Origin of the sequence: Xanthomonas cissicola, from assembly GCF_008801575.1 — a bacterium.
In the GTDB taxonomy this organism is placed as follows: Bacteria; Pseudomonadota; Gammaproteobacteria; order Xanthomonadales; family Xanthomonadaceae; genus Xanthomonas; species Xanthomonas cissicola.
On record NZ_VZPL01000034.1, the window covers coordinates 1 to 18,410 of the forward strand.

General features: G+C 63.1%; 10 protein-coding genes, 1 pseudogene and 1 riboswitch. Of the genes and pseudogenes, 7 read left to right on the plus strand and 4 right to left on the minus strand.

Annotated features, from left to right (window positions below; all coding sequences use genetic code 11):
* Positions 1-127: 127 nt before the first annotated feature.
* Positions 128-382, plus strand: a pseudogene (locus tag F7R02_RS14720) (IS5-like element ISCARN85 family transposase); the annotation flags it as partial.
* A gap of 20 nt (positions 383-402) precedes the next feature.
* On the opposite strand, the gene F7R02_RS14725 reads toward F7R02_RS14720, so the two are convergent.
* Entirely contained in the window at positions 403-3,174 is a 2,772-nt protein-coding gene (locus F7R02_RS14725; protein WP_078589658.1) for a TonB-dependent receptor, read from the minus strand.
* A gap of 431 nt (positions 3,175-3,605) precedes the next feature.
* Positions 3,606-3,703, plus strand: a riboswitch (TPP riboswitch).
* 91 nt (positions 3,704-3,794) lie between these two features.
* Here F7R02_RS14725 and thiC point away from each other — a divergent pair.
* The 4 genes from thiC to F7R02_RS14750 all read left to right on the plus strand — a co-directional run bounded on the left by thiC (position 3,795) and on the right by F7R02_RS14750 (position 12,340).
* Positions 3,795-5,672, plus strand: coding sequence for a phosphomethylpyrimidine synthase ThiC (gene thiC, locus F7R02_RS14735; protein WP_011052285.1), 1,878 nt, complete (start codon positions 3,795-3,797; stop codon positions 5,670-5,672).
* Between the two features lie 423 nt (positions 5,673-6,095).
* Positions 6,096-8,444 (plus strand): winged helix-turn-helix transcriptional regulator, encoded by a 2,349-nt coding sequence (locus tag F7R02_RS14740; protein WP_078589659.1) that lies wholly within the window; start codon positions 6,096-6,098, stop codon positions 8,442-8,444.
* Positions 8,445-8,554: 110 nt separating this feature from the next.
* Positions 8,555-9,448, plus strand: a complete 894-nt coding sequence (locus F7R02_RS14745) for a helix-turn-helix domain-containing protein (protein ID WP_078589660.1) — start codon at positions 8,555-8,557, stop codon at positions 9,446-9,448.
* Positions 9,449-9,496: 48 nt separating this feature from the next.
* Positions 9,497-12,340, plus strand: a complete 2,844-nt coding sequence (locus F7R02_RS14750; protein WP_078589661.1) for a TonB-dependent receptor plug domain-containing protein — start codon at positions 9,497-9,499, stop codon at positions 12,338-12,340.
* 416 nt (positions 12,341-12,756) lie between these two features.
* On the opposite strand, the gene F7R02_RS14755 is transcribed toward F7R02_RS14750, so the two are convergent.
* Positions 12,757-13,905, minus strand: coding sequence for an HDOD domain-containing protein (locus F7R02_RS14755; protein WP_033485049.1), 1,149 nt, complete (start codon positions 13,903-13,905; stop codon positions 12,757-12,759).
* A gap of 115 nt (positions 13,906-14,020) precedes the next feature.
* Positions 14,021-14,557 carry an inorganic diphosphatase gene (gene ppa, locus F7R02_RS14760; protein WP_005911986.1) on the minus strand — a complete coding sequence of 179 codons (537 nt, stop codon included), beginning with the start codon at positions 14,555-14,557 and terminating at the stop codon, positions 14,021-14,023.
* Between the two features lie 197 nt (positions 14,558-14,754).
* Here ppa and F7R02_RS14765 point away from each other — a divergent pair, with 197 nt between their 5' ends.
* Positions 14,755-15,234: a hypothetical protein gene (locus F7R02_RS14765; protein WP_078589662.1), complete on the plus strand. Its 480-nt coding sequence runs from the start codon at positions 14,755-14,757 to the stop codon at positions 15,232-15,234.
* A gap of 249 nt (positions 15,235-15,483) precedes the next feature.
* Here F7R02_RS14765 and F7R02_RS14770 read toward each other — a convergent pair whose 3' ends face one another.
* Positions 15,484-17,511, minus strand: a complete 2,028-nt coding sequence (locus F7R02_RS14770; RefSeq protein ID WP_078589663.1) for a sodium-translocating pyrophosphatase — start codon at positions 17,509-17,511, stop codon at positions 15,484-15,486.
* 250 nt (positions 17,512-17,761) lie between these two features.
* On the opposite strand from F7R02_RS14770, the gene F7R02_RS14775 reads away from it, so the two are divergent.
* A complete protein-coding gene (locus tag F7R02_RS14775; protein WP_005934059.1) occupies positions 17,762-18,286 on the plus strand; it encodes a hypothetical protein in 525 nt (174 codons plus the stop codon).
* Positions 18,287-18,410 lie beyond the last annotated feature (124 nt).

The window sequence follows — 18,410 nt, forward strand, 5'->3', positions numbered from 1 at the left end:
AGCTCTGGCCTCGTCGCGTTTCAATCTGGAGAACTGCGCGTTCTTCTGCGCTGAGGTGAACGTAGCTCTTTGACATGCATACACCCTACTTGCTGAGAGGGTGTTGCGCTTGGAAGTTGAGTCTAAGCGTGCTTACGAAGGCAACGAAACCCGCCAGTTGGCGCTCGATCTTGGCTTCGTGCCGGTGGTCCCGCCGAAATCCAATCGGGTCGAGCCTTGGGAATACAACCGGGAGATGTACAAGCGGCGCAACGAAGTGGAGAGACTGTTCCGTCGCTTGAAAGGCTACCGCCGGATTTTCTCGCGCTTCGAGAAGCTGGATGTCATGTTCCTTGGATTCCTCAGCTTCGTCCTAGTCGTTGATGGGCTTCGGATGTGTTAACAGGCCCTAGGACAGCGCGCTCAGAAGCGCTGCGTGTATTGCAGGTAGCTGTAGCGTCCCGGGATGGCATAGGCCGAATCGAACGAGTTGGCCGAGGCGCTGAGCGCGACCGGCGGGTCGCGGTCGAAGACGTTGTTCAGACCCAACCGCACGGTCGCATTCCATGGAAGTTGGTAAGACACCTGCATGTCGTTGAACGCGGTCGCCGCAACGTGGCGATAGTTTCCGTTGTCGTCCAGTTCCGAATCGTAGTCCTTCATGCCCGAGTAGTAACGCACGGCCCAGTTGGCGGCCAGATTGCCGTAGCTCCAGTCCAGGGTCAGCGTGCCGCGGGTGCGCCAGTTCGGGTTATTGGTGTGGTAGATGCCGTTGTAGCTTTCCCACGCGGAATTGTCGTCCTGCTTCTGCTCGTTGACCGCCACGTAGGTCGAATCCAGCGTGAGCATGAACTGGCCGATTGCGGTCTGCGGCAGTTTGTAACGCGCAGTGAAATCGTAGCCTTGCATGCGTTGCTCGCCGACATTCACCGGCTGGATCACCAGGCCGGTGATGGCGCCCGTCGCATCGCGGGTCACCAGATCGCAGAACGCCGAGACGTTGAACTGGTAACACTGCGACAGGATCTGATTGGCGCTGAATTCGGTGATGGCGTCGGTGATTTCGATCTTCCACCAGTCCAGCGACACGTCCAGGCCTTGCACCGAGGCCGGGCTGTAGACAAAACCAAGCGTGGTGTTCTTGGATTTTTCCGGTTGCAGATTGGCGTTGCTGGTGTAGGTGAACGGATAGATGGTCTGGCCGGAGTTGCCGCTGGCGCTGTTGTATTCGGCAACGTAATTGGCAGGCACGCCGCGGGCTGCGCATGTGGCCGCGATCGCGCTGGTGTAGGAGGTGCTATTGGTCGAGCAGGGATCGGAATGGGTATCGAAGCTGTCCGATGCGCCCAGATACAGATCTTCGATCGATGGCGCGCGGAAACCGGTCGCGTAATTGCCGCGAATCAATAGGTCGGCGACCGGCTTCCACTTGAAGCCGAACTTGCTATTGGTGGTGCTGCCGAAGGTGTTGTAGTCCGAATAACGCACTGCTGCGCTCAATTCCAGCAACTGCGCACCGGGCACATCCTTCAGCAGTGGGATGGCCACTTCGGTGTAGTAGTCGTTGAGCGTGTACGAGCCAGAGGTGGGCGTGAACGAATTGCCCGAGGTATAGCCGGCCGAGATCAAGGCGTCCGGCGAGGAGAATCCGCTTTCCTCGCGGTGTTCGACACCGGCAGCAAAACTCATCCAGCCGGCGGGCAGCTCGAACAGATCGCCGGTGAGGTTGGCGGTGAAGCTGCTGTTTTTGTATTGATATGTGTTGTGCGCAGTGAACAGGATGTAGTCCAGCATTTCCTGGGTCACGCCACCGGCCGGCGACAAGGGGTTAAACGGTACGCAGCCGGCAATGACGGCGCCGCCGCTGTCCAGGCACGCCAGGGTGCCATTGACGATGCCGGATGCACCGAGTGCATTGCTCAGGTTGAGCAGATTGACATCGCCATACTGGGTTTCGGTCTGGTCGGTCTGGTTGTGCGCAAAGCCCACATCCCAACTGAACTGCCGGTCGGCGAACTGGAAGTCGCCTTCCAGCCCGGTGTACACGTGCGAGGTCTTGACGTCCTGCTGGTAGGTGCGTGCGAATTCGGTCAGGCGGTGCGACCAGCCCACATCGCGCCCGTCGCCGCCGTAGGCGGTGTTGTACGGGTTGTAGTAGCTGTCGCCGCTCAACAGGATGCCGGTGTTGACGGAAGCCAGCGGAAAGCCGGCCAGTTGCTGCGACGACTGGCGGCGGTTATACAGTCCATCGAACTTGAAGCGCACGTTGTCGGTGAGTGCGTAATTGCCCTGCACGTACAACGCGTCGCGCTTCTGTGGCGTGACCAGGTAATTGTCCTTAGCGTAGTTGTAGCCATATTCGGATGTGTTGAAGGCGGTGTACTGGTCCAGGGCGTAGCGCGGATACCTGCTGTCGCCGCTCGCGGTAGCGCTGTCGGGCAACACCGTCCAGGCGCCGCTGGTGCCATTTGCACGGAGGCGGCCGCTTGCCGAGTAGCTGCTGTAGGCCGACGAGCCCGCGCCGTACACTGGCTCGGCCGAGATCTCCCGGTCGCCCGCCATCACCGCATCTTCCTTGACGCTGGACAAGCCGATGACCAGATTGCCGCGCTCGCTGGTGGCGCCCACGGTGGCGTCGAAGGAGGTGCGCTGACCGTCGCCCTGGCCGTACTGGCCAACGTAGGCGTTGACTTCGGCCCCATCGAAATTGGTGCGGGTAATGATGTTGACCACGCCCGCGATGGCATCGGAGCCATAGATCGACGAGGCGCCATCCTTGAGGACTTCCACGCGCTCCACGATGGCCGAGGGAATGGTGTTCAGGTCCACCGAGCCGGACAGGCCCGAGACCCACCGCCGGCCATTGACCAGCACCAGCGTGCGTGAGGCGCCCAGGTTGCGCAGGCTCACCGTGGCCGAGCCGTCGCCGCCGTTGTTGACGGTGGTGTTCATCGTCGCACCGTTGGAGGGGATGCGCTTGAGGACATCGGCAACCGAGGTCAGGCCCTGCTTTTCGATGTCCTGGCGCGTGAGTACCAGCACCGGTTGCGAATTTTCAACATCGACCGAGCGGATGCGCGAACCGGTGACTTCGATCTTGTCCAGGTTGGTCGGATTCTTCTCGGTCTGTTCCTGGGCGATGGCGCTCGTGCTGACGCACAGGCTGATGGCGATCGCGAGCGAACCCCGACGCATCGTCGGGTGGAGCGTTGTCATAGTCATATGTACGGCGGTTCCCGGTAGAGGAGGAGCGACAGCGCGATCCCCGTGAATGACACCTGCATGCGTGCGGTGTCTTCGGCACGCCACGCAGGCTTAGCGGGAATTTAACGAGCGGGTTTCGCCGCCGTTTTTCGCCAATCCGCGCCTTGTTGCATCGCGACGCGCGCAATGCATCGGCGCGCCATGCAATGCCTGGGCAGCGCTGGACGTGTGCTGCAGCGACGTGAGATGACCTGCGCGGACATATGTCGCCGCCGAGCGCGACCACCTTGCTGCACGCAACATCGGGCCAGTGCGGTCGCTGCATCAGTGCGGTATGCCCAGGGGGTTTAGCTCGACGCCGTGCGCGCTGCGGTATCTCGCGACGTTTGTTTAGCTGCGCTGGGTGCGATGTGGTTTAATCGCCGCCGAAGTGGGGGTACCGCAGCGTGCTGCGGTTGAGATAGTCCCTTCGAACCTGATCCGGCTGATACCGGCGTAGGGAAGCTTCGTCAGATGCGATGGTCCGTGTGTGCACGGGCGATCGGTATCGAGCGCCGCCGCTTCGTCCGCACTGCGACTCCTTCGCAGGGCCAGCACACAGGACGAATGCCATGAATGCCGCGCCCACCGTTTTGCAGCAACAAGCCCAGTCGTTGTCGGAGGCTGTCACCCAGCCGATTCCCGGTTCACGCAAGATCTTCGTGCGAGGCTCGCGCGCGGATCTGCAAGTGCCGATGCGCGAGATCGCGTTGACGCGTACGCCCACCTTGTTCGGTGGCGAAGAGAATCCGCCGCTCAGCGTCTACGACACGTCCGGGCCTTACACCGATCCGCGGGTGGCGATCGATCTGGCAGCCGGTCTGGCACCGCTGCGTGCGCAGTGGATTGCCGAGCGTGGCGACACGCTCGCCCTGGACGGGCTGAGCTCCAGCTTCGGGCGTGGCCGCGAGCACGATGCGCGTCTGGATGCAGTGCGCTTTCCGGCGCGGCGTCTGCCGCGGGTCGCGCGCCAGGGCGCCAACGTCACCCAGATGCATTACGCGCGCCGCGGCATCATCACGCCGGAAATGGAGTACGTGGCGATCCGCGAAAATCAGCGCCTGGAAGCGGTGACCGATGCAAGCTTGCGCAAGCAGCATCCGGGCCAGGCGTTCGGCGCCTCGATCCAGCAACGCATTACACCGGAGTTCGTGCGCGAAGAGATCGCACGCGGCCGTGCGATCTTGCCCAACAACATCAATCACCCCGAAAGCGAGCCGATGATCATCGGCCGCAATTTCCTGACCAAGATCAATGCCAACATCGGCAACAGCGCGGTGTCCTCAGGCATTGCCGAAGAAGTCGAGAAGCTGGTGTGGTCGATCCGCTGGGGCGGGGACACGGTCATGGATCTGTCCACCGGCAAGCACATCCATGAGACGCGCGAGTGGATCATCCGCAACTCGCCGGTGCCGATCGGCACGGTGCCGATCTATCAGGCATTGGAAAAGGTCGATGGGCGCGCCGAAGAACTCACCTGGGACATCTTCCGCGACACCTTGATCGAACAGGCCGAACAGGGCGTGGATTACTTCACCATCCACGCTGGCGTGCTGCTGCGCTACGTGCCCCTGACCGCAAAGCGCGTGACCGGCATCGTGTCGCGTGGCGGTTCGATCATGGCCAAGTGGTGCCTGGCGCATCACAAAGAGAACTTTCTCTACACGCACTTCGAAGACATTTGCCAGATCATGAAGGCCTACGACGTGGCGTTTTCGTTGGGCGATGGCCTACGCCCCGGCTGCATTGCCGATGCCAACGACGCGGCGCAATTCGGCGAGCTGGAAACGCTGGGCGAGCTGACCAAGCTCGCCTGGCAGCACGATGTGCAGACCATGATCGAAGGTCCCGGCCATGTGCCGATGCAATTGATCAAGGAAAACATGGACAAGCAGCTGCGCGAATGCGGCGAGGCGCCGTTCTACACCCTGGGCCCGCTGACCACCGACATCGCGCCGGGCTACGACCACATCACCAGCGCGATCGGCGCGGCAATGATCGGCTGGTTCGGCACCGCCATGCTCTGCTACGTCACTCCGAAAGAACACCTGGGCCTGCCCAACCGGCAGGACGTGCGCGACGGCATCATGGCCTACAAGATCGCCGCGCATGCGGCCGACCTCGCCAAGGGGCATCCGGGCGCGCAGGTGCGCGACAACGCCTTGAGCAAGGCGCGTTTCGAGTTTCGTTGGGACGACCAGTTCCATCTTGGCCTGGATCCTGAAAAGGCCAAGGAGTTCCACGATGAGACCCTGCCTAAGGACGCGCACAAGCTGGCGCACTTCTGCTCGATGTGCGGGCCGCACTTCTGTTCGATGAAGATTACCCAGGACGTGCGTGATTACGCGAACGAGCACGGCGTGAGCGAGGCGCAAGCGCTATCGACAGGCATGCAGGAAAAGTCCGCGCAATTTGTCGCGCAGGGTGCACAGGTCTATCGCGCCACCTGACGCGTGACATGGCAGCGCTTCACAGATCGTATGTAGCGCCTGCTTAGGAAAAATTCAGTTTTATATCGAATAGATTGCAGCGCGGTTCGCAAGTGCCGCGCTACGACCGGGTTGCAAGCGATTCCAGTAGATAAGGGTTTAGGCTGATTTAGCTGAATCGCAGATAAAAAAATCGCGCCAGAAGGCGCGAAGGGTACGTCGTCATTATTCGAATTCGTCGGCGAGAGAGAGAGAGCCTGACGCTGCCGCCTGTCGTAGGAAGCAACGGGGCATAGCGTAAAATTTGCACCAAATGGATGCATGACACAGTTGGTCGTCGTCCTTTGCCGAATTTGGCGTTTCGCGAAAAGCGCGGGGCGCTCTTTGTTGTTCTTGCATGCCGACGCGTGTTTTTTGCCGATGAGTGTTCCTCCCGTCATTGCAATGCCATCGGGCCGGCTACGGGTCGGCCAGTGCGTGGTCGACGTTGCCTCGCGCGAGGTGCACGCACCTGGCGCAAAGCGTCCGCTGCGGCTGGCGCCCAAATCCCTGGCGGTGTTGCTGACCCTGGCGCGGCAGCCGGGCCAGGTGGTCACGCGCGAGCAACTGCTGGCCGAGGTTTGGCCCGATACCTTGCCGACCAACGATGTGGTGACCCAGGCGGTCACGCAGCTGCGCAAGGCGTTTGCCAGCCACGGCGGGCAGCGCTCGGAGCACATCGAGACCATCGCCAAGACCGGGTATCGCTTGATGGCGGCGGTCGTGTGGGAAGCGCATGCACCTGCATCGGCAACGCTGCCGGATGAGGCACCTGATTCGGATGCGTTCGAGCCGGCTCAGCCACACGCAGGCGTGGCGTCCGTCCCCGCGCAGTCCGATGCACCACCCATCCGCGCCGCGCGTGCCCAGCCTGTGGCGCCCGTCGCTGCGGAACCGGCCGCTTCGACGCCGGCCGCGCCGCGGCAACGGCGCTCGATGGCGCTGGCAGTCGCCTGCGTGGCGTTGCTGGTCGTGCTGGGGCTTGCGGTATGGACCTCATGGCGACGTGCCCCAGCGCCTGAAGCCGCGCAAGGGCCTGCGGTCTTGGGCAGCCCCAAGCGGCCGTATCAGGTGATTACCGCAGGCGGTGGCTTCGATCTCACGCCAAGCCTGTCGCCCGATGGCGCGATGGTGGCGTACGCCTCATTGACCGGCGATCGTGCCGGCACCTCGATCCTGGTCAAGACCACCGACAACGCCTATCCGCGGGTACTGGAGACGCCTGGACCCGGCGTTTCCGATCGTTTGCCGGCGTGGTCGCCGGATGGCCGCCAGATCGCGTTTTCCAGGCAGGGGCCCGATGGGAGCTGCCGGATCATGATCGCTGCGGCCACCGGGCCGGCGGCCTCGCGCGAGCTCGTGCGGTGCGATGGTGCCGACATGCTGAGTTTCAGCTGGTCGCCGGATGGGCGCGCGCTGGTATTTGGCAGCATGACCGGCACGCGCGGCGCGGCCCGCATGCGTCGCCTGGATCTGGCAACCAGGCAGTGGCAGGCGCTGGACTACCCGGCGCAGGCGGGTGATTTCGATTACGCGCCGCGGTATTCGCCCGATGGGAATTGGATTGTCTTTCTGCGTAATCCGCAGCTCGGGGACCTGTGGCGGATTCCGGCCGAAGGCGGCGTTGCCGAACGGCTCACCCATGACAACGCCGATATCCGTGGATGGAGTTGGCTGCCCGACGGCAGCGGTTTGATCTTCGGGCGTCGCGTGGACAGCGAGGCGCGGCTGTATCGTCTCGATCTGCGAGACCACAGCTTGCACGATGTGGGCGTGGACGATGCGCAGGCACCGGACGTGGCGCACGGCCATCTGGTGTTCGTGCAACGCAAGCCGCAATTCGGCGTCTACCAGGTCATTGGCGACACGATGAACGGCGGCTACATTCGACGCCGCCTGTTTCCATCCAGCGGGCGCGACGATCAGCCGATGATCGCGCCGGACGGGCGCCAGCTGATCTTTGCATCCAATCGATCCGGTGCGTACGGGCTGTGGTGGGGCGATGTCAGCAAGCCCGGCTCGGTGCGCTTGATCGAAGGGCTGCGCCCGGATTCTCGCCAGGCCGCCGACTGGTCAGCCGATTCGCAACGCGTGCTGGTCAGCGGCAGCGATGCAGCCGGGCATGCCGCGTTGTTCGAAGTGACCCCCGGTAGCGGCCAGGTGGTGCGACTGCCTGTGCCGCAGCCGCGCCCGCTGCAGGCGATCAATCTTCCCGACCCCCACCGGTTGCTGGTGCTTGCTGCTGCCGACGACGGGCATACCTTCGCAACGCTGTACGACCGGCGCAGCAGCCCATGGCGCGCGCTGGCAACGCTGCAGGACGTTTCGCAACTACGCCTGGACCGCGTCAGCGGACAGGTGTTGCTGACTCGTCTCAGCGGCGGCGGTGTCTGGCAGGTCGCTCCGTCGCTGGCGGCCGATACCTTGCATGCCGTCGATCCGCAGCAGCCGTCGCGCTGGCGGTATCGCAGTTGGGCGCCGGGCGTGAATGGCCAGCTGCATTACCTGTCGTCGACCGACAGTTGCGCTGCCTACGATAGCGAGCTGCGCAGCGGTCGCGGCCAGTGTCTGGATGCGGTCAAGTTCACCACCATCAACGGTTTCAGCCTGAACCAGCATGACGGGACGCTCTATGTGTCGCTGGCCGAAGAAGATGGCAGCGCTATTGCGTACATGGCGCTGCCGCAGCATTCCGTGGCGCCTGTTGGCGTCATTGCTAACTTATTGTCGGTATTGAGAAAAATCACCTCGTAAGTTCTTCGGAAAGGCTTCGTGGCAATTTCGGCACAGTTTCGTCAAAACTTCCTGACCGACGCCACATTCGGCAAAACACTACGCCCTCTTTTGTACAGGGGGCTGCCAACATGCAACAGGTCATCACTGCAGATCGTGGGCTCGCGCTCGCGCTGGATAGCGCCAGCGAGTCGACATCGACCACTTGTCTGGCGGTCTCGCGGCTCGGCAGCATCCGCACCAGCGCGGCGACATTCACGTTGTGGATTCAACTGCGTGGACGCGCATGGGTGGAATCCAAGGAAGGCCGCTTTCGTCTGCGCGCCGGCGACTGGATCGCCTTCGACAAGGATTCCCATCCCACCGTGCAGGCAGACCGCAGCGCGCTATGGGTGGGCGTCGGTCTGGATGGCGAGAGCCTGCAGTCGCTCGCTGAACTGACCGACGCCACGCTGTATCCCGGCCGTGCCCAGTTGTCGCGCGGCGATCTGCGCATCGCCTTGCGCTTGTGGCGCAATGCTGCCGCACAAAGCGGCAGTGCGTCCGCGCGGCCGTTGCTGTTGCACCTGGCCGCGATGCAGCGCGATTTCATTGCGCAGGAACAGCGTTGCCCGGGCCGCTCGCGCAGCCGTCGGCGTCAGGTGTTCGGGCGCATGCAGCGTGCGCGGCTGTACCTGGAAGGCAACAGCGACCGCGTGGTGCGCATCAGCGAACTGGCGCAGCTGACCAATTTTTCCAGCTGGTACGTCTCCAAGACGTTTCAGAGCTTGTACGAAGAAAGCCCGCAAGCGCTGTCGGCACGCTTGCGTCTGGAGCGTGCCTCCGATTTGTTGCGCGATACCTCGATGATGATCGGCGAGGTTGCAGCGGCAAGCGGCTTCGACAATTGCTGCAGCTTCGCGCGTGCGTTTCGTGCGCGCTTCGGTGTCTCCGCATCGCACTACCGCGACCAAACGGCAAATCCGCCAGATTCGGCAAAGCCACGTAGCGTGACGCGCAAAGCGACGGCGTTCACGCAATCGTAATTTGCACAGGGGCGCTTAACGCGCCACTAACGAACCCTGGAGAGATTGATGAACCTTCGCACTTCCGCAGTGCGGCTGGGCCTGTTGCCCGCCGGTATTGCGATCGCGTTGACGCCGGCTTTTGCCGCCGCACAAGAGTCGACCACCACGCTTGACCGTATCGAGATCACCGGCTCGCGCATCCGTAGCGCGGACGTCGAGACGCAGCAGCCGATCTTGACGCTTGACCGTCAAGCGTTGGAAAAGCAGGGCCTGACGTCTGTTGCCGACGTGCTGCAGAACCTGACCTCCGCCGGTTCCCCGGCTATCTCGCGCGCCGACGCGCTGTCGTCCGGCGAAGACGTTGGCGGTTACTACGTCGATCTGCGCAATCTCGGCGCGCAGCGTACGTTGGTGCTGGTGAACGGTAAGCGTCTGGGTGCGTCGACCTCCGGTCTGCAAGATCTCAGCCAGATTCCGATGTCGGCAATCGAGCGTATTGAAGTGCTGAAGGACGGCGCCTCGTCCATCTACGGCTCCGACGCGATCGCCGGTGTGGTCAACGTCATCACGCGTAAGCGTTTCGACGGCGCTGAAGCCAGCGTGCAGTTCGGCCAGTTCGGCCAGGGCGACGGCGACACCACGCAGTACTCCTTCACTGTTGGCTCGCAGGGCGAGCGCGGTGGCGTGACGCTGTCTGCCGAATATTCCAAGCAGGACCCGGTGTTCGCCAAGAACCGTTGGTTCAGCCGCGATGGTTCGCGTGGTCCCAACTCGACCCCGAACAGCTGGAGCCCGATCAGCCAGAACGGTTCGTGGTGCAATCCGCTGCAGGTCGACTGCGATGATCCGGACACCGCGGTGTGGCAGACGCTCAACGCCGGCGGCAACCCGAACAACCCGGCCGACTATCACCGCATCACGCCGGCCGAGTACGCCAACTCGAACCAGCAGATGATGGTGCAGACCGGTATCGAGCGGAAGTCGGTGTTCGCCAACGTCAACTACGACGTTGCCGATGCCATCACCTTCAACGCCGATATTGCTTACAACGAGCGCACGACCGATGGACAGATCGCGGGCTACCCGTATCAGTCCGGTTCGTTCGGCACTCCGCTGGAAGGCAGCAGTGCGTTCAATCCGATTGGCCAGGATGTCGACTTCCGTCACCGTCTGTGGGAAGTGCCGCGCGCCAGCGAAAACCAGCTCAAGACCCTGCGCTTCGCGCCGACCTTGAGTGGCTACTTCGACATCGGCGGCAAGACCTGGGACTGGGACGTGGGTGCGTTGTGGAACCGCAACGAGAACACCAAGCGCAGCCGTGGCGACATGAGCCTCATCGCGTCGCGTCAGGCACTGGGCCCGTCCTTCATCAACGGCCAGGGCGTTGCGCAGTGCGGGACCGCTGCAGACCCGATCTCGTTGTCGGCCTGCCGTCCGTGGAATCCGCTGCTGCCGTACAACGTTGCAGGTCAGGGCTCGCTTGCCGACCCGGCGCTGCAGGAATTCCTGTTCCCGACCTTCACCGATACCGGCCTGACCAAGACCACCAGCTTCACCGCAAACCTGTCCGGTTCGGTGGTTGAGCTGCCGGCTGGCGATCTGGGCGTTGCGGTGGGCTATGAACACCGCAAGGAAGAAGGTCGCTTCTCTCCGGATGCGTTTGCGCAGTCGGGCGAAAGCACCGGCCTGGGTGCCAAGACCACGCAGGGCCAGTACTCGCTGGACGAGGTCTACCTCGAATTGAATGTTCCGCTCCTGAGCGATGTCGCTTTCGCCAAGGAACTGACCTTCAACGCCGCAACGCGTTATTCGGACTACAGCAACTTCGGTAACACGCTGAACTCGAAGTTCGGCCTGACCTGGCGTCCGCTGGAAGACCTGCTGGTGCGTGCGACGTATGCGGAAGGTTTCCGTGCGCCGACCATCAGCGACCTGTATGGTGGCCTCAGCAGCAGCTTCGAGTCTTACATCGATCCTTGCGGCGTCGGCGCCCCGAACAGCGTCAACGGCAACGCAGCTTGCAACAATGCCAATGTTCCGCTCGGCTATACCCAGCTCGGCCAGGGCTTCGTGCCTTGCACGACCTATCCGTGCCAGACGCCTGATGAATTCATCAGCGGCGCCAACCCGAACCTGAAGCCGGAAACCTCCACGAGCAAGACCGCCGGTCTGGTCTGGAGCCCGCGTTGGGTGCAGGGTCTGGACATCTCGCTGGATTGGTACCGCTACGAGATCAACGACATGATCATCGCCGATAGCGTCGACCGCATCCTGCGCGACTGCTATGTGCTCGGCAATGCAGAACGTTGCGCAAATGTCACACGCGCAGCCGATGGTCATATCTCGGCGATGAGCTACGGCGTGGCCAACCTCGGTCAGATGGAAACCGAAGGCTACGACCTGGGTGTGAAGTACCGCCTGCCGGAAACGGCCATCGGTTCCTTCACCTTCGACTGGCAGACCAGCTACGTCAGCAAGTACGACGAGGCCGGCCAGGACAGCGCAGGCAACGCCATCATGATTGGTCGCGTCGGCGAGCCGGGCATCTTCCGCGTGCGTTCGAACGTTGGCGTGAACTGGTCGCTGGGTGATTTCGGCGTCAACTACACCCTGCGTTACTACTCGGGCATGAAGGAAAGCTGCATCACGCTGGCCGAAGGCTATTGCGATGCGCCGGACCATGTCGCCAATGGCGAGTCCGACCCGCTGCGTCACACCGGCGCCAATACCTTCCACGACCTGCAGGTCAACTGGAAGGCGCCGTGGGACGCAACGATCGCACTTGGCGCGAACAATGTGTTCGATCACCGCGGTCCGCTGCAGTACTCGGCACCGAACAGCAGCTTCGCCTACTACGGCGGCTTTGAAATCGGTCGTTTCGTGTACATGAAGTACACCCAGCGCTTCTGATCCATCGACGCGCGTGGTAAATAAAAGACGGGCCGCAAGGCCCGTCTTTTTTATTTGCAATTTGCTGATGCGATGAGGGAGCTGCGCGTGCGACGCGGTGATTTAGATGCAGGGTAATCGCTGCGCTACTCAAGCGCTGCGGCACTCCGCGAAGAGCGCGCGCAGGAGGTGGAAGTCGTCGAGTGATGCGGCTCGAGAGAACTGCCGTCCTTATTCTCGTGCAGCTTCCACAGCGCTTGAGCGCACTGTCCTGCCCGTAGTGCGGTGCGCTACGGGTGAGGGTCGTCATCACCCAGACCAAGGCTTGCAATGCGCGGCCCTGGCGCAACGGCTCCATGCAGGGGGGCGGTGGAAGAAGCGGCATAAAAAACGCGGCCCTGGCCGCGTTTTTTTCAGGCACGCCGCATGCGACTAACCTACGCCTCGGTAAGCCCCAGCAACGTGTCGGCCTGTTCGCGCCAGCTTGGCAGGCGCGCGATGACGCCGACCTTGGTCAGGTACTCTTCGTCCACGCTTTCGCCGCTGGCCAATGCCGTGGCGACATGCACTGCGCCGGTGACCCAGAAGCTGCGCATGCTGGAACGCAGCGGATGGCGATGGAAGGCCACCGCTTCGATGATGGGCATCGGCAAGCCCCACAGGCCGAGCAGGTAGGCGCCGGCTTCGGTGTGACCCAGGCGTTCGTCGCCGCCTTCGGCCGGGGCTTCGCGCTCGTCGCGCACGCCCGGCAGCAGCAGGCCGATGTCGGCCAGCAATGCGGCGGTGGAACCGAGTTCTGCGCTGGTCGGCGGAAGCACCTTGGCCGCCAGGCGCGAGGAGAGCAGGGCGCGGCGCTGCATCGCGTTGCGCTCTGCCGGTGTGAGCGTCTGGACCGAAAACACTTCGCTGGCCAGTACCAGATCGCGCAGCGTCGCCACGCCCAGGCGGGTCACCGCCGTGCGCAGATCGGTAATGCTGCGGCCACCGGAAAAGAACGCCGAATTGCACAATTGCAGCACTTTCGCCGCGATCGCCGGGTCGCCGGCGATCAGCTTGGCGATATCGGCCGCATCGGCGCCGTCGTCCTCTTCCAGCGCATGCATCAGGCTCAGGTACAAATGCGGAGGCGAGGGCAGCTTTTCGATCCGCCCGATCGCCGCGCGCAGGCGCGGATTGCTGAGCAACTCGCGCAGTTCTTCCAGGCTGGTGACCGCTTCGAGCAGCACTTCGGGTGCCAGCGGCATCGGCAAGAAGCGATGCGCCACGCCGATGATGCGGGCCGGCGGCGTGCGCTGGCCGCCTTGCGCATCGATCAACGCAATACGAATGGTGTCCGGGCGCAGCGTGCGGATTTGCCCCAGCAAGGTGGCGGCAGTCAGGTCCGGCAGCACCGGGGCAACGATGACGGCGTCGAACGGCGACAGCGCGGCAGCTTCGATCGCCGAATTGCCATCGGCCACCTGCTGCGCCTGCCACTGGTCGCCCAGGTCGGCGACATAGTCGACAAGGTCGGACGGAAGACTGGCTTCGTCCCCAACAAACAGAATACGCAAGACACTTCCCCAGAAGTCACCGGTGACAGACACCGGCCAAACGCTTTCGGCAATGTACCCAACCTGCCGACTGCGGTCACCGGGATCACGCCAGAAGCGTGATCCCGGTCGCCCGCCCTACACGCAGGGCAGCATCACGATCGATGGATCAGGGTGCGTCGGAATTGTAGCGTTCCACCGACTCGGTCAGGATGCGCTTGGCCTCGGCCGCGCCGCCCCAGCCATCCAGCTTGACCCACTTGCCCTTCTCCAAGTCCTTGTAGTGCTCGAAGAAGTGGCCGATACGCTCCATCCAGTGGCTGGACACCTGGTTGATGTCTTCGATGTGCGCGTAACCGGAGAAGATCTTCTCGATCGGCACGGCCAGGATCTTTTCGTCGCTGCCGGCTTCGTCGCTCATGCGCAGCACGCCCACCGGACGGCAGCGCACCACCGAGCCCGGCACCAATGGCAACGGCAGCACCACCAGCACGTCGGCCGGGTCGCCATCGCCGCACAGGGTGTTGGGCACGTAGCCATAGTTGCAGGGGTAACGCATCGGGGTCGACAGAATGCGGTCCACGAAGATCGCCCCGCTGGCCTTGTCGACTTCGTACTTGACCGGCTCGGAATCCTTAGGGATCTCGATGACGACGTTGATTTCTTCCGGCAGATTCTTGCCAGAGGTGACCAGTTCAAGGCCCATGCGGGTAGCTCCGAGGCGTCAGCAGTGTGTGGAGCGCGATTCTACGCGTTCGGCTGTTGCGCTGCAGCGACACTGAATGGGCAATGTCCTGACCGCTGCGTGCGGCATAGCCCGCGTTCATCACGGGTGGCTGCCTGATCGTTGCGGCCCGTCCGGCGGCGCACCCTGCAGACTCATCCACCGCATAGGAATTGCCCATGTCCAGGCTTGCGCGTTTGCTCGTTCTCCTGCTGCTGTCCCTTACCGCCCAGATCGCCGCCGCCACGCCTCCACCCACTTTCGTGGATGCGGTGGACTGGCCCGCCGATGGCGAGGGTTGGGAGGCGTTTATCGACCTGGAGCAGCGGCTGGACCGCGACTTCGACAATATTTGCGGCGATACCTTTTGCGGTGGCGACTTCAGCGACTACCAGCCGCTACGCTTCCGCTGCTCGGTGCATCGCGTCACCGGGGTGGTGCGGAGCTGCATCTGGACCTTCGGCGCCAGTGAGGTCAGCGTCGACCCGCGCAACGGTTACCTGCGGTCGGACAGCCGGGTGTGGCGCTGCACTGCACCGTTGAAGGCCGGTACCCGCCTGGATGAGATGTATCGCACGCTTGCGGTGGCCAATCCGCTGTTCGAGCCACTGCCGGGCGGCGCACCGCCGATCTATGACGGCTTGATCGGCTGCCTGTGATCGTTGGTCGGGGCGGGACGGGGGGCTTGCCAAGATGGGCCAGCCCCTTCCACCTGGGGGCGGCATCTTCGTATCGACGATGGTCGCCGCCAGCGGGCGCCGGCGTGATGCCGATCCTGAGCTGGTCAGCGCAAATGACCGGGTCCGACCGCGCCCTTATTGGCCTGGTCCCTGGGCCGCAGCGTTGCCACTTTCCGCTTGACCTGCCGCGACGGGTTTGGTTGGTCGGCTGCTCCCGTCGTCGCAGCGTTACAGCAGGGGCACGAGCAATAAGGCCACGATGTTGATGATCTTGATCAACGGGTTGATCGCCGGCCCCGCGGTGTCTTTGTATGGGTCACCGACTGTGTCGCCGGTAATCGCAGCCTTGTGCGCCTCGCTGCCTTTCCCGCCGAAGTGGCCGTCCTCGATGTATTTCTTGGCGTTGTCCCAGGCGCCGCCGCCAGTGGTCATCGAAATCGCCAGGAACAAGCCAGTGACAATCGTGCCGATCAACAAGCCACCCAGTGCACGCGGCCCCAGTAGCAACCCGACGATGATCGGAACCACCACCGGCAGCAGCGAAGGCACGATCATTTCGCCAATCGCCGAACGGGTCAGCATATCGACCGCGCGGTCGTACTGCGGCTTGGCGGTGCCGGCCATGATGCCGGGAAGCTCGCGGAACTGGCGGCGCACTTCTTCCACCACGGCGCCCGCGGCGCGGCCGACCGCTTCCATCGCCATCGCGCCGAACAGATACGGAATCAGCCCGCCAATCAGCAGCCCGATGATCACCGTGTGGTCGGATAGATCGAAGGCGTACACCTGGTCGGGATTGGCCGCCTGCAGGTTGTGCGTGTAGTCGGCAAACAGCACCAACGCAGCCAGCGCCGCCGATCCGATCGCGTAGCCCTTGGTCACTGCCTTGGTGGTGTTGCCCACCGCGTCCAGCGGGTCGGTGATGTTGCGGACCTCAGGGGGGAGCTCGGCCATCTCGGCGATGCCGCCGGCGTTATCGGTAATCGGCCCATACGCATCCAGGGCAACGATCATGCCGGCCATCGACAACATGGCCGTCGCTGCAATCGCAATGCCGTACAAGCTGCCGAAATGGAACGCCCCCCAGATTGCTGCACAGACCGCGATCACCGGCAGCGCGGTGGATTTCATCGAAATACCGAGCCCTGCGATGATGTTGGTGCCGTGCCCGGTGGTGCTGGCCGATGCAACATGCTGCACCGGGGTGTACTGCGTGCCGGTGTAGTACTCGGTGATCCACACGATCAGGCCGGTGAGCACCAGGCCGATCAGTGCGCAGGCGTACAACGCCGTGGCGCCGTGGATGTTGTCGCGCATCAGCGATTGGGTGATGGGCCAGTAAGCCAACGCCGCCAGTACGCCCGACACGATGACGCCTTTGTAAAGCGCACCCATGATCGAACCGCCGTCTTTGACCTTGACGAAGGCCGCGCCCACGATCGAGGCGATGATCGATACCCCGCCGAGCACCAATGGATAGAGCACGGCATGCGAACCGGTGTCGGCCAACGTCAGACTGCCGAGCAGCATGGTGGCGATCACGGTGACTGCGTAGGTTTCGAACAGATCGGCCGCCATGCCGGCGCAGTCGCCCACGTTGTCGCCGACATTGTCCGCAATCACCGCCGGGTTGCGTGGATCGTCCTCGGGAATGCCGGCCTCGACCTTGCCGACAAGATCGGCGCCCACATCTGCGCCCTTGGTGAAAATTCCGCCACCCAGGCGCGCGAAGATCGAGATCAACGACGACCCGAAGGCCAACCCGACCAATGCATGCAGGTTCTGCTCCAGTGGCAGCCCCATGCCTTGCAGCACAGCAAAGTAGCCCGCCACGCCGAGCAGCCCCAGGCCGACCACCAGCATGCCGGTGATCGCCCCGCCACGGAACGCCACATCCATCGCCTTGCCAATGCCATGCCGCGCCGCTTCGGCGGTGCGGACATTGGCGCGCACCGACACGTTCATGCCGATATAGCCGGCTAACCCGGACAACACCGCACCCAGTGCAAACCCGATCGCGGTGTACCAACTCAGGAACAGCCCGACCAACACGAACAGCACCGCCCCAGCAACCGAAATGGTGAGGTATTGCCGGTTGAGATAGGCACGCGCGCCTTCCTGGATCGCGGCGGCGATCTCCTGCATGCGTACATTGCCGCTCGGCTGCGCGACCACCCAGCGCGCCGACACGATTCCATAGACGATTGCCAAGACCGCACAACCCAGCGCAAGCCACAACCCGTAGTGTTCCAGCATGACCCCTCCCAAGAGAATGGATGTCGTCCGGTCGGGACGAACCAAGGGCGATGCACACAACGAGTGGACTGACGAATACGGACTCGACGGCCGCCTGGGCCGTAATGCGCGTCGCGAATGTTCAGGTGGCCGGATCGCGACCGAGTATGCGCCGCGGCTTGCGTGGCGACCAGCGTGATGGCTTTGGCGCGTCGTTCAGTTGCGGCGTGACAGCCTGCGGCCAACGTGATTCGGTCGACCAGGAGTGTAAATGCCACACCATACCGCGCAAAAATATGCCGCGATGCTCGCGACGCTGTTGCTGACGAGCCAAGCGTTTGCGGCCGATCCCACGCCCGAACTCAAGCCACGCGCACCCGGCACCGCGCAAGCGGTCGGTGCCGTGCACACCTTGCGTCAGATCCCGGAAGCCTGCGCACGACTGGAAGGCGTGTTTACCGGAAATGCTGCACAGCCGTATACATTGTCGGTGGTCCGCAGCAGCCCCACCTGCCAGCCACGTGCACGCTTCGTGGATTTCGCCAAGGCCGCGCCCAGTGTCGCCTCGGGCTGGATCTTCAACGATGTGATCCGTGTACCAAGCGCAGCGTGCCCGTCACAGCAAGCGGTCGTGCGCGTGTGGCGCAAGCCGGCCGACGCAAAGCCACAACTCGATGGCCAGGGCCAGTCGCGCATCTATCTGGAAGACGCCAAGCAGCAAGCCGCTGCCGGCAAGATTCCGCAAGTACCGATGTTCGCTGCGCAGATGACGATGGGAGGCAAGGCGTGTCAGTAAGTCGAGACTTTGCTCTGCATCCGTAACGACGAAGCCCGGCCAGGCCGGGGTTCGCTTTCAGTGCATGCACCGGTGTATCAATTGCTTCGACAGTCGCCAAGACAACGCGCTTTCATAAACCTGT

Excerpts from the sequence above, each read along its gene's own strand:
- F7R02_RS14725 (WP_078589658.1), bottom strand. The coding sequence starts at position 3,174 with ATGCGTCGGGGTTCGCTCGCGATCGCCATCAGCCTGTGCGTCAGCACG.
- thiC (WP_011052285.1), top strand. The coding sequence starts at position 3,795 with ATGAATGCCGCGCCCACCGTTTTGCAGCAACAAGCCCAGTCGTTGTCG.
- F7R02_RS14740 (WP_078589659.1), top strand. The coding sequence starts at position 6,096 with ATGCCATCGGGCCGGCTACGGGTCGGCCAGTGCGTGGTCGACGTTGCC.
- F7R02_RS14745 (WP_078589660.1), top strand. The coding sequence starts at position 8,555 with ATGCAACAGGTCATCACTGCAGATCGTGGGCTCGCGCTCGCGCTGGAT.
- F7R02_RS14750 (WP_078589661.1), top strand. The coding sequence starts at position 9,497 with ATGAACCTTCGCACTTCCGCAGTGCGGCTGGGCCTGTTGCCCGCCGGT.
- ppa (WP_005911986.1), bottom strand. The coding sequence starts at position 14,557 with ATGGGCCTTGAACTGGTCACCTCTGGCAAGAATCTGCCGGAAGAAATC.
- F7R02_RS14765 (WP_078589662.1), top strand. The coding sequence starts at position 14,755 with ATGTCCAGGCTTGCGCGTTTGCTCGTTCTCCTGCTGCTGTCCCTTACC.
- F7R02_RS14770 (WP_078589663.1), bottom strand. The coding sequence starts at position 17,511 with ATGCTGGAACACTACGGGTTGTGGCTTGCGCTGGGTTGTGCGGTCTTG.
- F7R02_RS14775 (WP_005934059.1), top strand. The coding sequence starts at position 17,762 with ATGCCACACCATACCGCGCAAAAATATGCCGCGATGCTCGCGACGCTG.